Consider the following 16,025-nt stretch of genomic DNA (forward strand, 5'->3'; position numbering starts at 1 on the left):
TACGCGACAACGCCGGGGGGAGAATTATACGGGGTCTGCGTTAAAGCGCAAGGATCGCGCAGGATCTTATTGCGATCGACCTGCCGCAGGCGCAGACAAAAACGAGAGATCGTCCGAAAAATTGAATCATTCAGCGCGATCCCAGGTGGTTTTTTCTGCCACAGGCGTAGACTTTCCTTCGCGTTCATGTCCTGTGGATAAAAAGGATAAAAACTGTGTAGAAAGGGAAGATCTCTGTCGCGCTTTGCGCTATGATCCGCCCTTCCTCTGACGATCCTCTAATGATTGCAGGATGGAAAACCGCTGATAGCGGTCGCAGGCGCTTTCTTTCGTCTGTGTCAAAATGAACGTTTCTTAGATTAGCACCTACTTTTCTTATCGAATTTGTACGAGTGGAGTCCGCCGTGTCACTTACGCTTTGGCAACAGTGTCTTGCCCGTTTGCAGGATGAGCTTCCTGCCACCGAATTCAGCATGTGGATCCGTCCACTTCAGGCTGAATTAAACGACAATACGCTTGCCTTATATGCTCCTAACCGCTTCGTACTCGACTGGGTTCGGGATAAATACCTCAACAGCATCAATGCACTACTGAATGAGTTCTGCGGTGCGAATGTACCTCTGTTGCGTTTTGAGGTGGGCACGCGCCCGGTTCAACAAGCCGCAGCGGTCAGTCAGCCAGCGATGGCCAGCGTCAGCGCGCCGGCTGCACCGGTTCAAAACCGTCCGGCACCGGCACAAATTGTTCGCCCAAGCTGGGACAACGTCCCTGCGCCTGCGGATGTCACTTATCGCTCTAACGTTAATAATCGTCATAACTTCGATAACTTTGTTGAAGGTAAATCGAACCAGCTGGCACGCGCGGCGGCACGTCAGGTGGCTGATAACCCTGGCGGCGCCTACAACCCACTGTTTCTTTATGGCGGTACGGGCCTGGGGAAAACCCACCTGTTGCATGCAGTCGGCAACGGCATTATTGCGCGTAAACCCAATGCCAAAGTGGTTTATATGCACTCTGAGCGCTTTGTGCAGGACATGGTTAAAGCGCTGCAAAATAATGCTATCGAAGAGTTTAAGCGCTATTACCGGTCGGTTGACGCTCTGCTGATCGATGACATTCAGTTCTTTGCCAACAAAGAGCGTTCTCAGGAAGAGTTTTTCCACACCTTTAATGCGCTGTTAGAAGGCAATCAGCAGATCATCCTGACCTCGGATCGTTATCCAAAAGAGATCAACGGTGTTGAAGATCGTCTGAAGTCGCGATTTGGCTGGGGCTTAACGGTGGCGATCGAGCCGCCGGAACTGGAAACACGCGTTGCGATCCTGATGAAAAAGGCGGATGAAAACGATATCCGCCTGCCGGGCGAAGTGGCTTTCTTTATTGCCAAGCGTTTACGCTCTAACGTCCGTGAGCTGGAAGGGGCATTGAACAGGGTTATCGCCAACGCCAACTTTACCGGCCGGGCGATTACCATCGACTTCGTTCGTGAAGCACTGCGGGATCTGCTTGCCCTGCAGGAGAAGCTGGTCACTATTGATAATATTCAGAAGACCGTTGCTGAGTACTACAAAATTAAAGTCGCTGACCTGCTTTCTAAGCGCCGCTCGCGCTCGGTAGCGCGTCCGCGTCAAATGGCGATGGCGATGGCTAAAGAGCTGACTAACCACAGTTTGCCGGAGATCGGCGACGCTTTTGGTGGTCGCGACCATACCACGGTACTTCACGCTTGCCGTAAGATTGAGCAACTGCGTGAAGAAAGCCACGACATCAAAGAAGATTTCTCAAATCTCATCAGAACATTATCTTCGTGACGCTATGAAATTTATTGTTGAACGTGAACAGTTGCTAAAGCCGCTGCAGCAAGTCAGCGGTCCGCTAGGCGGTCGCCCGACGTTGCCTATCCTCGGCAATCTGCTGATGCAGGTTAATGAAGGATCGTTGTTACTGACCGGCACCGATTTGGAAATGGAAATGGTTGCACGGGTTGCCTTAACCCAGCCGCACGAGACGGGTGCGACGACCGTTCCGGCACGCAAATTCCTGGATATTTGCCGTGGCCTGCCGGAAGGGGCGGAGATAAACGTGACGCTGGAAGGCGAGCGCATGTTAGTGCGTTCCGGCCGTAGCCGTTTTTCGCTCTCTACCCTGCCCGCCAGCGACTTCCCAAATCTGGATGACTGGCAGAACGAGGTGGAATTCACCCTGCCTCAGGCCACGCTAAAACGCCTGATCGAAGCCACGCAGTTCTCTATGGCCCATCAGGACGTACGCTACTACCTGAATGGCATGATGTTTGAGACGGAAGGCGAAGAGCTGCGTACGGTCGCCACCGACGGTCACCGTCTGGCGGTCTGCTCCATGCCCATTGGCCAGGCGCTTCCCAGCCATTCAGTCATTGTGCCGCGTAAAGGGGTTATCGAGCTGTTACGCCTGCTGGACGGCGGTGATACACCGCTTCAGGTGCAGATTGGCAGCAGCAACATCCGCGCGCACGTTGGCGACTATATTTTTACCTCTAAGCTGGTGGATGGTCGCTTCCCGGATTATCGTCGGGTGCTGCCAAAAAATCCGGATAAAGCGCTGGAGGCAGGCTGCGATCTGCTCAAGCAGGCTTTTGCCCGTGCGGCGATCCTCTCTAATGAGAAATTCCGCGGCGTTCGTCTCCATATCACCGAAAATCAGCTAAAAATTACCGCTAATAATCCTGAGCAGGAAGAAGCGGAAGAGATGCTGGATGTCAGCTATACCGGCAGCGAGCTGGAAATTGGCTTCAACGTCAGTTACGTACTGGATGTGCTGAATGCACTTAAGTGCGAGAATGTCCGCCTGCTGCTGACGGATTCCGTTTCGAGCGTGCAGATTGAAGATGTGGTGAGTCCGGCAGCGGCCTATGTCGTCATGCCGATGCGTTTGTAGCACACGGGCTTTATTCGGGCAGTGCACCTGTCACGTACGCTGTATGCGTCAGGCGCACTGCCCGTGCGAAAAGGTGCGGTGCCGTTGACGTCCTTACTCACTGAGATTCGATAAACCTCATTTGCCCTTCACGCTGGATTGATTCATGGCTTTAACCCGCCTGCTGATAAAAGATTTTCGTAATATTGAACAGGCCGACTTAGCGTTAGCGCCAGGATTTAACTTTCTGGTAGGGGCGAATGGTAGCGGTAAAACCAGCGTGCTGGAGGCGATTTACACACTGGGTCACGGCCGTGCTTTCCGCAGTTTGCAGGCCGGCCGGGTAATTCGCCACGATCAGGCTGCATTTGTGCTGCACGGCAGGCTGGAAGGCCAGGAACGTGAGTTTTCGGTCGGGCTCAGTAAAAATCGCGCTGGCGAAAGCAAAGTGCGTATTGATGGCAGCGATGGCCACAAAGTCGCTGAGCTGGCACAGTTGCTGCCAATGCAGTTGATCACGCCGGAAGGTTTTACCTTACTCAACGGCGGTCCCAAATATCGTAGAGCCTATGTCGACTGGGGCTGCTTTCATAACACACCCGGTTTTTTTAATGCCTGGAGCAATCTGCGACGCCTGCTTAAGCAACGCAATGCGGCGTTGCGCCAGGTAACGCGCTACAGCCAGATTCGTCCCTGGGATCAGGAGCTGGTGCCGCTGGCGGAGCAAATCAGCCAGTGGCGCGCCGACTACAGCGCAGCCATCTCGGCCGAAATTGTCACCACCTGTGCACAGTTCCTGCCCGAATGTGATCTGCGTTTTTCGTTCCAGCGCGGCTGGGACAAAGAAAGCGATTATGCCGAGTTGCTTGAGCGCAACTTCGAACGCGATCGCGCCCTGACTTATACCGCCAGCGGCCCGCACAAAGCGGATTTTCGTATTCGTGCCGAGGGCACGCCGGTGGAAGATTTACTCTCACGCGGTCAGCTTAAACTGCTGATGTGCGCATTGCGTCTGGCACAGGGCGAGTTCCTGACCCGCCAGAGCGGACGCCGCTGTGTTTACCTCATTGATGACTTTGCTTCTGAACTGGATGACAGCCGTCGCCGCCTGCTGGCGGAACGACTTAAAGCAACCCAGGCACAGGTTTTTGTCAGCGCCATCTCGTCAGAGCATGTAATCGACATGACTGACGAAAAGGGCAAGATGTTCCGCGTGGAACAGGGTAAAATAGCGGTTCAACCTAAAGATTAAATGAGCGAGAAACGTTGATGTCGAATTCTTATGACTCTTCAAGTATCAAAGTCCTGAAAGGGCTTGATGCGGTACGCAAACGCCCGGGCATGTACATCGGCGATACCGATGACGGAACCGGTCTGCATCACATGGTATTCGAGGTCGTGGATAACGCAATCGACGAAGCGCTCGCCGGTCACTGTAAAGATATTGTCGTGACAATCCATGCCGATAATTCGGTTTCCGTTCAGGATGACGGACGCGGAATTCCTACCGGTATCCACGAAGAAGAAGGTGTGTCGGCGGCTGAAGTTATCATGACCGTGCTGCACGCTGGCGGTAAGTTTGACGACAACTCCTATAAAGTGTCTGGCGGCCTGCACGGCGTAGGTGTTTCCGTTGTGAACGCCCTGTCCCAGAAACTGGAACTGACCATTCGTCGTGAAGGCAAAGTGCATCAGCAGATTTATCTGCACGGCGTACCTGAAGCGCCGCTGGCGGTTACGGGAGATACCGATACAACCGGTACCCGCATTCGTTTCTGGCCAAGCCATGACACCTTCACCAACGTTACCGATTTCGAATACGACATTCTGGCTAAACGCCTGCGCGAACTGTCCTTCCTGAACTCTGGCGTATCGATTCGTCTGGAAGACAAGCGTGATGCAAGAAACGACCACTTTCACTACGAAGGTGGTATCCGCGCCTTTGTTGAGTACCTGAATAAAAACAAAACGCCTATTCACCCAACCGTATTCTATTTCTCAACCGAGAAAGACGGCATTGGCGTGGAAGTCGCACTGCAGTGGAATGACGGCTTTCAGGAGAACATCTACTGCTTCACGAACAATATTCCACAGCGCGACGGCGGTACACACCTTGCGGGTTTCCGCGCCGCGATGACGCGTACGCTGAATGCCTACATGGATAAAGAAGGCTACAGCAAAAAAGCCAAAGTCAGCGCGACCGGTGACGATGCCCGTGAAGGTCTGATTGCGGTCGTGTCGGTCAAAGTGCCGGACCCGAAATTCTCTTCACAGACCAAAGACAAACTGGTTTCTTCAGAAGTGAAATCGGCCGTTGAGCAGCAAATGAATGAACTGCTGGCTGAATATCTGCTGGAAAATCCGGGCGATGCAAAAATCGTTGTGGGCAAAATTATTGACGCCGCACGCGCTCGTGAAGCCGCACGCCGTGCCCGTGAGATGACCCGCCGTAAAGGCGCGCTGGATCTTGCTGGCCTGCCAGGCAAACTGGCGGACTGCCAGGAGCGCGACCCGGCGCTGTCAGAAATTTACCTGGTGGAGGGTGACTCTGCGGGCGGTTCTGCCAAGCAAGGCCGCAACCGTAAGAATCAGGCCATTCTGCCGCTGAAAGGTAAGATCCTGAACGTTGAGAAGGCGCGTTTCGATAAGATGCTGGCTTCTCAGGAAGTCGCCACGTTGATTACCGCGCTGGGCTGTGGCATCGGCCGCGATGAATACAATCCGGATAAACTGCGTTACCACAGCATCATCATCATGACCGATGCGGACGTCGACGGCTCCCACATTCGTACACTGCTGTTGACCTTCTTCTATCGTCAGATGCCAGAGATTATCGAGCGTGGTCACGTGTATATCGCGCAGCCGCCGCTGTATAAGGTGAAAAAAGGTAAGCAGGAGCAATACATCAAGGATGACGAAGCCATGCTGCAGTACCAGATTGCTATCGCCCTTGACGGTACCTCGCTGCATACCACCGCCAGCGCACCCGCGCTAGGCGGCGAACCGCTGGAAACACTGGTCGCTGAATTCAACAGCACTCAGAAGATGATCAAACGCATGGAGCGTCGTTATCCGATGGCCATGCTGCGTGCGCTGATTTATCACGACACACTGAGCGATATCAGCAACGAAGCGCAGGTGACCAGTTGGATTAACGGTCTGGTTAGCTACCTGACTGCACGCGAGGCGCACGGCAGTACCTATCTGGCCCAGGTGCGTGAGAACCGTGAGCAGAATGTCTTTGAGCCGGTTTTACGCGTTCGTACACATGGAGTGGACACGGATTATCCTCTGGATGCCGAGTTCCTGCAGGGTGGCGAATACCGCAAGATCTGTGCACTGGGCGGCAAGCTTCGCGGCCTGCTTGAAGAAGATGCCTATATCGAACGTGGCGAACGCCGTCAGCCTGTCAGCAGTTTTGAACAGGCGATTGACTGGCTGGAGAAAGAGTCACGTCGCGGCCTGTCAGTGCAGCGATATAAAGGTCTGGGCGAAATGAACCCAGAGCAGCTGTGGGAAACCACCATGGATCCGGACAGCCGCCGTATGTTACGCGTGACCATCAAAGATGCAATTGCCGCCGATCAGCTGTTCACCACGTTGATGGGTGACGCGGTTGAACCGCGCCGCGCCTTCATTGAAGAGAATGCGCTGAAAGCCGCAAATATTGATATCTAATCGCCCTGCGACAGACAAAACCCTTCCCACCGGAAGGGTTTTTTTTTGCCCGATACGTCTGCCTGCCCTGCGCGGGGCAGAACCCGCTGCAACAAGATAATGGTTTACGCGTGCTGTAAAGCGTCGACAAACTGGTCAATGTGAGCTGAATCGCGCTAGCATTGCAGTAAACCCGACACAACGAGGATGCTATGGCTATAAAACTGATCGCAATTGATATGGACGGCACGCTGCTTAATCCGCAGCATGAGATCACACCTGCGGTAAAAACCGCCCTGAACCGCGCCCGGGAAAAAGGGGTGTCCATTGTGTTAGCGACCGGCAGGCCTTTCGTTGGCATTGAGCGTTATCTGAAGGAGCTTGATCTGCAGGCTCACGGACAGTACTGCATCAGCAATAATGGCGCACTGGTTCATCAGGCCGAAGATGGCGAGGTCGTGGCGGATGTGACGCTGGGCTTTGACGATTATTTGTATGTCGAGAAGCTGGCGCGAGAACTGGGCGTACATTTTCAGGCCTTTGATAAATCCCACCTCTATACGCCAAACAAAGACATCAGCGAATTCACTATTCACGAAGCCAGCCTGACCGGTATTCCGGTACGTTATCGCGCAGTAGAAGAGATGGATCCCGCCACGCGTTTCCCGAAACTGATGATGATTGATAAACCCGGCCTGCTTGATGCGGCGATTGCAAAACTGCCTGAGCAGGCGCATCAGACTTACACCATCCTGAAAAGTGCGCCTTATTACCTGGAGATTCTCGATCGCCGGGTGAACAAAGGCTATGGCGTAAAAATGCTGGCAGAAAAACTGGGCCTGAAAGCGGAAGACGTCATGGCGATAGGCGATCAGGAAAACGATCTGGCCATGATTGACTACGCGGGCACTGGCGTGGCGATGGGCAATGCGATTGAGTCGGTGAAGAAAATTGCCCAGTTTATTACCAAAACCAATAGGGAAGATGGCGTCGCGCACGCGATTGAAAAATGGGTACTTTAATTCTTTCCTGACGCAGGATGAAACGGCGAGTGAAAGCACCTGACGCGGCCGTTTCATCAGTAAATACGCGCGCGTAACTTGTCTGAATATTACCGCTCACTGGATTTTGTCATGTCTGAAAAACAGATCACATTTGCATCACGCCATCATCAGTTGACTAACATCAACGTCTGGACAGCCGACAGCCAGTGGCTGGCATTTGATGTGCGGCCCTCCGGTGCCTCTTTTACCAGCCAGACCATTGAGCGGGTCAATGTGAACACCGGCGACGTGGAGGTGTTATATCAGGCAAGGGATGGCGCGCACGTCGGGGTTGTCACCGTGAGTCCGACATTGCCCCCACGTTACGTTTGTATTCATGGGCCTGAACATCCCGATGACAACTGGCAGTACGATTTTCATCATCGCCGTGGCGTGATCGTTGAAAAGGGTCAGGCAGAAAATCTGGATGCATGTGACATTACGCCGCCCTTTACTGCCGGAGCCTTGCGGGGCGGCTCCCACGTACATGTTTTTAGCCCGGATGGGACACGTCTCAGTTTCACCTATAACGATCATGTGATGCACGAACGGGATCGGCGCCTCGACCTGCGTAACGTTGGCGTCGCCGTTCCCCTGTGGGCGGTTACGCCAGAAAAGCAGCACCCACGAGAATATGACGGTAGCCATTTTTGTGTGTTGGTCAGTGAAACCCACGTCAATCCGCAGCCGGGCAGCGATCAGATCAGTCGGGCATATGAAGAGGGATGGATTGGTAACCAAGGCTATCAAAAACCTGACGGTAGCTGGCAGCGCTGGGCCATCGCCTTTACAGGCGATACCCTTTCCGCTTCAGGCGAAAAGTGTCCTGAGGTGTTCGTGGTCGATCTGCCAGAGAAGCTGGAAGACTTCGCAAAACCCGGCTTTTTCCCGCTGGAAGGTAGCAGCGATCGTTTACCGGCTCCACCCGCTGGCGTCCGGCAACGTCGAATAACGACTACCCGGGGCCTGGCATCACAGCCTCGTCACTGGTTGCGCAGCTCGCCAGACGGCAGCAAAATTGCGTTTTTGATGGCGGATAACCAACAGGTCATCCAGCTCTGGGTCGTGTCGCCCAATGGCGGCGAACCACATCAGGTGACCCGGCTTACCCACAGTATTCAGTCGGCGTTTAGCTGGCAGCCTCGCGGCGAAGCGATTGCCTTTATCTGCGACAACAGCGTTATGCGCTGCCATGTGGTAACGGGCGAGTGTGAGCGTTTAACGGTGCGAAGCAGTGATGCACCGTCTGGTGATGCGGTCGTCTGGTCACCAGACGGGAAGCAGATTGCCTTCATGCGTGAGATTGAGGGCTGGCGACAGTTGTTTACCGTTGCGGTTGCATAGTGGGCATGGGCTGGGCATGCGCGAGATTTTCTTCAGTGTGCGCCAGCTTTTCGCTCTGCAGCACCCGAGCGCGCGGAGAGTCCAGGCTTTGGTCGCTGTCACTGCGATAGTAATCCCATGGCAATAACAGCGTATCCATGACCGCAGAAAACGGCAGGTCAACCAGGGCCAGCGGCTTAAGCGCCCAACTGGTGTTACTGTCGGTCAGAATATCCGCGCTGGCGCGCGTGCCCGGATAATAGCCCTGGCTTGCTCCGGTATGCGACATCACGCTCGAACAGCCGCTTGAAACGACTGCGCAGCACATAACGCCAGCCAGCGGTAACCTTTTCATCATTTTCATATCGTCATCCCTTCAGTCCTGGTCACACCTGGCTGAGTTTGCTCGCCAGCGTACCTTCCCACCTGATAGTGAAGTCCGTTCTGGTCCGGCAATCTACCCCTGAGTGTATGTCATTTCACCGATTTGGCGAAAAAATTACGCACAGGCCCTTGAAAGGATGTTGTCCGCACCCATTTTTATAGCAGGCCGTTAAGGTTGCCGCCGTAAGGGGCAATGCGGTACGACACAACCTGTCCAATGGTGGAAGGTTGCCAAAACTTGCTGACATTCAGGAGTATTTTTATGCGTAACTTTGATCTGTCTCCACTTTATCGCTCTGCTATCGGTTTTGATCGCCTGTTCAACCTGCTTGAGTCCAATCAAAATCAGAGCAATGGCGGTTATCCTCCTTATAATGTCGAACTGGTTGATGAAAACCATTATCGCATTACCATTGCGGTGGCCGGCTTTGCCCAGAGTGAACTTGATATTACTGCCCACGACAACGTGCTGATCGTGCGCGGTGCCCACCCAGAAGAGCAGACTGAACGTAAGTATCTCTACCAGGGCATCGCCGAGCGTAATTTCGAGCGCAAGTTCCAGCTGGCTGACCATATCGTCGTACGCGATGCGCGTCTGGAAAATGGTCTGTTAAGCATCGATCTCGAGCGTCTGGTGCCTGAAGAAGCGAAACCTCGCCGGATTGAAATTCTGAAATAAAGCGGCCGTAATGGCTACGTCATTTTGAGAACGGCCACAGCATACGTGCTGTGGCCGTTTTTTATGGATACGATGGCGATAACGCGTCACTTAGAAGCGCCGCGGTCAGGGAAACTGACTGAAAAAAGGAGAACGCGCTAAATAAGGCAGGAATACAACCGCCCTGAACGACCAACTGCACAGAAATCAGTGTTGAATCTGCGCCAGTTCTTCCTCGCTCAGGCCTGTCATTTTCATTATGGTGTAAAGATCGAGACCATTCTGTAGCATGGTTCGCGCGACTTCACGTTTCCCTTCATCGCGGCCTCTCTGAATACCTTGCTCAAGGCCTTTCTGAATCCCTTTTTGTTCAAGCTGCTGTGCAATGGTCATTAGCGCGTATCCATGTTGCGGCACCCGCAGGGCGAGTTCCTGAATGAAAGCCTCGACGGCCGGGGTTTCCCCCGCCTGCATGATATAATGTACCAATGATACGACCTGTGATGATGAAAGATAACCTGACAGCAGCACAGGAACAAGCCTGTCCATCAGATCGGCGAGATCGCGCTGATGGATATGCTTTTGTAACAGCGTCAGCGCAGCCATACTGCGATGGCCCGCTATTTCGTCATCCGATATTACCGTGACATCAACCAGCGGAAAGCGGGTGCTGTACAATTTACCGGCCAGCGCGGGATGGGTAAATTCATCCAGCCAACAGGTGGAATAAGGATATGGCCTGCGTCTCCCCATATAAAACAGTACGGGTATCACCAGCGGCAAGGCTTTATGGCCAGCTTCGAGATGGCGCTGCATTACCGCTACCGCGTAGCGCAGGAGCCTGAACGCCATATGTTTATCGGGTGAAGACTGATGCTCGATCAACACATGAACATAACCCTCACCGCCTGCGGTTTTCAGGCTGTAAAGCACATCGCTAAAATATTGACGAAGATCCGCTTCGACAAAAGAACCTGACTCCAGCTTTAACGTATTGAGATCACAAACAGCGCGCAGCTCTTCAGGGAGATGAATATCCATAAAATCGCGGGCAATTTCGGGCTGGGTTAAAAATTGCCGGAAAGTCGCATCGTGCGGTGTTGGCGTAGTGTTTTTTTTCATCACATCCGGCCTGTGAATGATAATAAGCACAGCTCCCCGGCCCGGAAGTAACGTTTGAGGCTGAGGAAATCGTGCAATTTTTTTGGTCTTTCATTGCCTTGGTGGATTGATACTTTCATCTCCCCGGAGGGCTGTCCAGGCTAATTATCTTTTCTGAGGAGTGCGTTCCATATTTATGCCTGCTGACCTGTCGTTAATAAATATAATGCCGCGCCGACTTCTATATTTAAACGCCCTACCAATGAAAATAATGACCACTCATGTGTGATAACCAATCATTTTATATGCTTCACGTAAAAACACGCATGCAATAACATCCCCTTCAACCCTGGCCATTCTCATCACTTATTTTCCTATAACATTTCATCACCTATACACTCACACAGGATTAAATTTATTTTTATAAATCATGCTGACCAAAAACGCTTAGCGATAAACTTAACCGTAACGACAGATTAGAATATAACGTTACACGACGATGCATTAAATACTCTTTCCAACATGTAAGGAGTCTCTTAATGGCTATAACCCGACGCTTTATATTACAGGCCGGCGGTGCGCTGAGTGCGCTAACGGTTTTTAACGCCCTCAGCAGCACACCTTTTAGCTCAGGAGAAAAACAACCTGTATTGGACGTTCCCGAAGGCAGCGTGGACTGCCATATGCACCTTTATAACGATAAATACCCTGCTGCGCCCGGTGCCAGCTTACGGCCCGCCAATGCCTCTCTTGCCGACTACCACCAGTTACAAACCCGGCTGGGACTTCGCCGCATGGTCATTGTCACACCTTCGACCTACGGCACAGATAACCGGCTTTTAATTGACGGTCTCAGGCAGAGTGGTGGACAGGCAAGGGGCGTGGCCGTTGTCGACGCTTCGGTGAGTGATGCAGAGCTACGAGAAATGGACCGGCAGGGCGTGCGTGGTATCCGTTTTAATTTGAGCAGAGGGGGAACCTCTCTGGACAGTCTGGAGCCTCTTGCTTCTCGAATCGCACCACTGGGATGGCATATTCAGGTTGTTGCGCCCGGTGAAAAACTGGCTGAGCTGGCATCGCGCCTGAGAGCATTGCCGACAAAGCTGGTTATCGATCATATGGGACATGTTCCGCAACCCGAGGGAACAAAAGCGCCGTGTTTCCAGACATTAACCCGTCTTCTTGACGCGGGTAATACCTGGATAAAACTGTCTGGACCCTATATCAAGTCGCGCATCGGACCACCGGGTTATGAGGATGTCGGCCAGGTCGCTGCGGAACTGGTCAGGCGCCGGCCAGACCGCCTGTTATGGGGAAGTGACTGGCCCCATCCGACAAAAGCAGAAAATGATAAGCCCGATGATGCCGCTATGCTCGATTTACTGGCGCACTGGGCACCTTCGTCTGCGGACAGGTTGTTGATTTTGCGCGATAATCCATCAGATCTCTATGGCTTTGATCATCACGCCCACGGATAAACAATCAGAAAATGAGGTTGTATGCTCGTCAGAGGCCTTCAACCTCAGCCTGATACTTTAGATCTGCGGGCGCATAAACCACCGCTGCCTGATCATGCCACCAAACATATTCACCAGCAGGCCGACAATAATGACCGCAGCGCCGACAACCTGCTGGAGTGACAGCGTTTCGTTCAACAACAAGGCTGCACTGACGATTCCAACAACCGGAACCAGCAGAGAAAGCGGTGCCACGCGCCAGGTTTCATAACGGCTAAGCAGCGTACTCCAGATGCCATAGCCCAAAATAGTCGCGATAAAGGCCAGATAAACGAGCGCCAGTACCGTCTGCAGGTTAATCTGCGCCAGGCTACTGACTATCGCGGCTTTACCGTCGAACAGCAGCGAACAGCCAATAAAGGGGATAACCGGGACCAGTGCGCTCCAGACCACCAGCGACATCACCGGCACCGGATAGTGACGCGTAATGATCTTATTCGTGATGTTCCCCAGCCCCCAGGAGAATGCCGCTGCCAGCATAAGCATCATCGTGGTGAGCGTAATACCAGCCGCACTCTGGCCCACCATTCCTGAGGTCGCCAACAAAAAAATGCCCAGCGTGGCGATAATAATGCCCGCGATATGATTCCAGCGGAGTTTCTCTGCCAGGAACAGCGCGCCGAGTAGCAACGTAAAGAACGCCTGGGCCTGTAGCACCAGCGAGGCCAGACCTGCGGGCATGCCCAGCTTGATCGCCAAAAACAGAAACGCAAACTGTCCAAAGCTGATGGTCATCCCGTAGAGTAAAATCCAGCGCAGGGGCACGGCAGGACGACGCACCAGCAAAATGGCAGGAAAGGCGACCAGGGCAAAACGCAGCCCGGCCAGCAGGAAGGGCGGCATATTCTGCAGGCCCAGTTTGATCACCACAAAGTTCACGCCCCAGGCAACCACCACGCAAAGGGCCAACAGCATATCTTTTCCCGACACAGCACACTCCTTTTGCCCTTCTCAGGCCACAATAGCGCTGAGCTCAATCGCATCTATCGATAATGCAAAAACAGGCCTCGGCACCCACTCAATATCAGGTTGAGGCAGCGTGGCGTATAACCAGGTAACCTCACATAGGGCTGTCCGTGTTCAGACCGGGAGCAGATCTAACTGTCCCGCCAGGCGTGCTCCACTTCCTCTGCAAGAATCTGTACGGCTCGTTCAATATTTTCCGCATCCGGCACGTAGTTCATACGCATGCACTGATGCGTGTGCGGCCAGTCATGTTCCAGCCCCGGGAAGAAAAAGTGCCCGGGCACCATCAGTACGCCTCGCGCCTTAAGCCGTTGATACAGCAGCTCCGTGCTGATCGGCAAATCGCGGAACCATAACCACAGGAAAATCGCCCCTTCGGGTTTATGTATCAGACAACGTTCTGCGGGCAAATAACGACGAATAATGTTAATCGTCTCCATGACCTTGCGCTGGTAGAAGGGTTTGATCACCCCTTCAGACAGCCGCAACAGATCGCCACGCTGGATCATTTCACAGGCGATAGCGGGCCCAATACTGCCCGGTGCCAGGCTGATAATGCCGTTCATGTTACTAATCGCCGTGATGGTACTTTCATCAGCGATGATAATTCCGCAGCGCGCGCCAGGCAGGCCGAGTTTGGACAGGCTCATGCAGAGAATGATATTGGGGTTCCACAAAGGCCGGACATCGCTGAAAATAATGCCCGGAAAGGGGACGCCATAGGCATTGTCGATCAGCAGCGGAACCTCATGCTGCTGCGCCAGCACATCCAGCTTCAGCAGTTCGTCATCGGTAATCACGTTACCGGTTGGATTCGTCGGGCGTGATACACAAATCAGGCCGACGTCATCATTCATGGGCAAATGTTCAAAATCGACGTGGTACTTAAACTGCCCTTCCGGCAGTAACTCAATATTCGGCTTGGCCGAAATAAACAGATCGTCATCCAGACCCGCATCGGCATAGCCCAGATATTCGGGGGCCAGAGGGAACAGCACGCGTTTTTTGCTGCCGTCACTGCGGCGCCCTGCAAACAGGTTAAACAGATAGAAAAACGCGCTCTGGCTGCCGTTGGTCAGGGCGATGTTCTGTGCAGTGATAGACCAGCCCAGTTGCTCTCGCAACATCGTCGCCAGCGCATCCAACAGCACCGCCTTGCCGCGAGGGCCATCGTAATTACACAAGGCCTCACTCAGTTTGCCTTCATCGTGCATATGCTGCAGCAACTGCTGAAAATAGTCGTTCATCTCCGGAATCTGCGCGGGATTGCCACCGCCAAGCATGATAGTGCCTGGCGTGCGTAAGCCTGCACCCATGTCTTCCATCAGACGTGAGATGCCGGAATGCTGAGTAAATTTGTCGCCGAACTGAGAAAAGGCCATAGCGGTTAAAAATTTGTAATGAATAATGGGAGAACCACCATAACGCCCGCTCCCGGCGGGCGCAATGGAAAGCCGTGGGGATTACGTCAGGACATGCGGATTAACGCAGTTTTTCTCTACATTGCCGTTAAGGGCTGCAATCAGGTTTTCAACCGCATCCTGCATCATTCCGTATCGGGTTTCGTGGGTCGCTGAACCAATGTGCGGCAGCGTCACAACATTCGGTAACGACAGCAGCGGCGAGTCAGTGGGTAAAGGCTCTTTTTCGAAGACATCCAGCCCGGCGGCGTGAATAGTGCCCTCCTGCAGGGCGGCAATCAGGGCGTTTTCATCCACCACTGGCCCACGGCCGGCATTGATCAGTACCGCACTGGATTTCATCAGTTTCAGCTGTTCCGCGCCGATCAAATGGTAAGTCTCTTCAGTCAGCGGCAGGCTGATGCATACAAAGTCGCTCTGTTTCAATAGCGTTTCCAGTTCACACCGTTCTGCGGCGAACTGTGACTCAGCCTGCGCGTGCTGGCGGCGAGCCTGATAAATAATTTTCATGCCAAAACCGAAATGCGCCCGCTGGGCCAGCGCCATGCCTATGCGGCCCATCCCCAGAATGCCCAACGTTTTGTGGTGTACATCAATACCAAAATGCGCCGGTCCGATGCTTTTTTGCCAGTTGCCAGCCTTGACCCAGGCATCCAGCTCCGGAATGCGGCGCGCGCTGCTGAGCACCAGCGCCATGATGGTGTCGGCGACCGTTTCAGTCAGCACCGTCGGCGTGTGCATCAGCACCACGCCTCGTTGATTTAACGCATCCACATCAAAGTTGTCATAGCCCACAGACACGCTTGAGCAGGCCCGCAGTCTGGGCATTTTTGCCAACAGATCGCGATTAACTTTGCCGCCCGAGCCCAGTAATCCTTCTGCCTCCTGTAGCGCTTTTTCGTGCTGCTGCTGGCTTTCTGGCGACAGATCCTTCATTTCAGTCACCGTGGCATGTTCAGCAAGACGCGCACGCAGATCGTCAGGCAATTTTTTGTATAGAATGACGGCGGGTTTCATCAGATAGCTTCCTGTAAATAGATGACGGGCAACGCTAAGGTCG

13 protein-coding genes are annotated in these 16,025 nt (G+C 53.4%); 8 read left to right on the forward strand and 5 right to left on the reverse strand.

What is annotated here, in order from left to right:
* Positions 1-404: 404 nt before the first annotated feature.
* From dnaA to AAIE03_RS17735, 6 genes are all read left to right on the forward strand, one after another.
* Entirely contained in the window at positions 405-1,811 is a 1,407-nt protein-coding gene (gene dnaA / locus AAIE03_RS17710) for a chromosomal replication initiator protein DnaA (protein WP_014332919.1), read from the forward strand.
* A gap of 4 nt (positions 1,812-1,815) precedes the next feature.
* Positions 1,816-2,916, forward strand: a complete 1,101-nt coding sequence (dnaN, locus tag AAIE03_RS17715; RefSeq protein ID WP_014332920.1) for a DNA polymerase III subunit beta — start codon at positions 1,816-1,818, stop codon at positions 2,914-2,916.
* 145 nt (positions 2,917-3,061) lie between these two features.
* Complete coding sequence (gene recF / locus AAIE03_RS17720; RefSeq protein WP_014332921.1) at positions 3,062-4,147, forward strand: DNA replication/repair protein RecF; 1,086 nt, start codon at positions 3,062-3,064, stop codon at positions 4,145-4,147.
* Positions 4,148-4,164: 17 nt separating this feature from the next.
* Complete coding sequence (gene gyrB / locus AAIE03_RS17725; protein WP_498563105.1) at positions 4,165-6,573, forward strand: DNA topoisomerase (ATP-hydrolyzing) subunit B; 2,409 nt, start codon at positions 4,165-4,167, stop codon at positions 6,571-6,573.
* 191 nt (positions 6,574-6,764) lie between these two features.
* Positions 6,765-7,574 (forward strand): sugar-phosphatase, encoded by an 810-nt coding sequence (yidA, locus tag AAIE03_RS17730; protein WP_013023994.1) that lies wholly within the window; start codon positions 6,765-6,767, stop codon positions 7,572-7,574.
* A gap of 111 nt (positions 7,575-7,685) precedes the next feature.
* Positions 7,686-8,939 carry a YidR family protein gene (locus AAIE03_RS17735; protein ID WP_072138481.1) on the forward strand — a complete coding sequence of 418 codons (1,254 nt, stop codon included), beginning with the start codon at positions 7,686-7,688 and terminating at the stop codon, positions 8,937-8,939.
* Here AAIE03_RS17735 and AAIE03_RS17740 read toward each other — a convergent pair.
* Positions 8,920-9,282 carry a YceK/YidQ family lipoprotein gene (locus AAIE03_RS17740; protein ID WP_013023991.1) on the reverse strand — a complete coding sequence of 121 codons (363 nt, stop codon included), beginning with the start codon at positions 9,280-9,282 and terminating at the stop codon, positions 8,920-8,922. The two genes, AAIE03_RS17735 and AAIE03_RS17740, sit on opposite strands and share 20 nt — an antisense overlap.
* 282 nt (positions 9,283-9,564) lie before the next feature.
* On the opposite strand from AAIE03_RS17740, the gene ibpA reads away from it, so the two are divergent.
* Positions 9,565-9,981 carry a small heat shock chaperone IbpA gene (ibpA, locus tag AAIE03_RS17745; protein WP_014332924.1) on the forward strand — a complete coding sequence of 139 codons (417 nt, stop codon included), beginning with the start codon at positions 9,565-9,567 and terminating at the stop codon, positions 9,979-9,981.
* 186 nt (positions 9,982-10,167) lie between these two features.
* On the opposite strand, the gene AAIE03_RS17750 is transcribed toward ibpA, so the two are convergent.
* Positions 10,168-11,082, reverse strand: a complete 915-nt coding sequence (locus tag AAIE03_RS17750; protein ID WP_498563106.1) for an Rpn family recombination-promoting nuclease/putative transposase — start codon at positions 11,080-11,082, stop codon at positions 10,168-10,170.
* A 518-nt stretch (positions 11,083-11,600) separates the two neighbouring features.
* On the opposite strand from AAIE03_RS17750, the gene AAIE03_RS17755 reads away from it, so the two are divergent.
* Positions 11,601-12,539 (forward strand): amidohydrolase family protein, encoded by a 939-nt coding sequence (locus AAIE03_RS17755; protein ID WP_498563107.1) that lies wholly within the window; start codon positions 11,601-11,603, stop codon positions 12,537-12,539.
* A 57-nt stretch (positions 12,540-12,596) separates the two neighbouring features.
* On the opposite strand, the gene AAIE03_RS17760 is transcribed toward AAIE03_RS17755, so the two are convergent.
* The 3 genes from AAIE03_RS17760 to ghrB all read right to left on the reverse strand — a co-directional run bounded on the left by AAIE03_RS17760 (position 12,597) and on the right by ghrB (position 15,982).
* Complete coding sequence (locus tag AAIE03_RS17760) at positions 12,597-13,508, reverse strand: O-acetylserine/cysteine exporter (protein WP_013023987.1); 912 nt, start codon at positions 13,506-13,508, stop codon at positions 12,597-12,599.
* A 167-nt stretch (positions 13,509-13,675) separates the two neighbouring features.
* Entirely contained in the window at positions 13,676-14,926 is a 1,251-nt protein-coding gene (locus tag AAIE03_RS17765; protein ID WP_013023986.1) for a valine--pyruvate transaminase, read from the reverse strand.
* Positions 14,927-15,007: 81 nt separating this feature from the next.
* The gene (gene ghrB, locus AAIE03_RS17770) at positions 15,008-15,982 is read right to left on the reverse strand and encodes a glyoxylate/hydroxypyruvate reductase GhrB (protein ID WP_013023985.1); all 975 of its coding nucleotides are present in this window, start codon (positions 15,980-15,982) and stop codon (positions 15,008-15,010) included.
* Positions 15,983-16,025: the final 43 nt, after the last annotated feature.

It is taken from the genome of Pantoea sp. Ae19-2 (genome assembly GCF_059801205.1).

What these genes read in the sequence shown, in the direction of transcription:
- gyrB (WP_498563105.1), top strand. Translation starts at nt 4,165, where the DNA reads ATGTCGAATTCTTATGACTCTTCAAGTATCAAAGTCCTGAAAGGGCTT.
- recF (WP_014332921.1), top strand. Translation starts at nt 3,062, where the DNA reads ATGGCTTTAACCCGCCTGCTGATAAAAGATTTTCGTAATATTGAACAG.
- ibpA (WP_014332924.1), top strand. Translation starts at nt 9,565, where the DNA reads ATGCGTAACTTTGATCTGTCTCCACTTTATCGCTCTGCTATCGGTTTT.
- AAIE03_RS17765 (WP_013023986.1), bottom strand. Translation starts at nt 14,926, where the DNA reads ATGGCCTTTTCTCAGTTCGGCGACAAATTTACTCAGCATTCCGGCATC.
- AAIE03_RS17735 (WP_072138481.1), top strand. Translation starts at nt 7,686, where the DNA reads ATGTCTGAAAAACAGATCACATTTGCATCACGCCATCATCAGTTGACT.
- AAIE03_RS17740 (WP_013023991.1), bottom strand. Translation starts at nt 9,282, where the DNA reads ATGAAAATGATGAAAAGGTTACCGCTGGCTGGCGTTATGTGCTGCGCA.
- AAIE03_RS17755 (WP_498563107.1), top strand. Translation starts at nt 11,601, where the DNA reads ATGGCTATAACCCGACGCTTTATATTACAGGCCGGCGGTGCGCTGAGT.
- yidA (WP_013023994.1), top strand. Translation starts at nt 6,765, where the DNA reads ATGGCTATAAAACTGATCGCAATTGATATGGACGGCACGCTGCTTAAT.
- ghrB (WP_013023985.1), bottom strand. Translation starts at nt 15,982, where the DNA reads ATGAAACCCGCCGTCATTCTATACAAAAAATTGCCTGACGATCTGCGT.
- dnaN (WP_014332920.1), top strand. Translation starts at nt 1,816, where the DNA reads ATGAAATTTATTGTTGAACGTGAACAGTTGCTAAAGCCGCTGCAGCAA.
- AAIE03_RS17750 (WP_498563106.1), bottom strand. Translation starts at nt 11,082, where the DNA reads ATGAAAAAAAACACTACGCCAACACCGCACGATGCGACTTTCCGGCAA.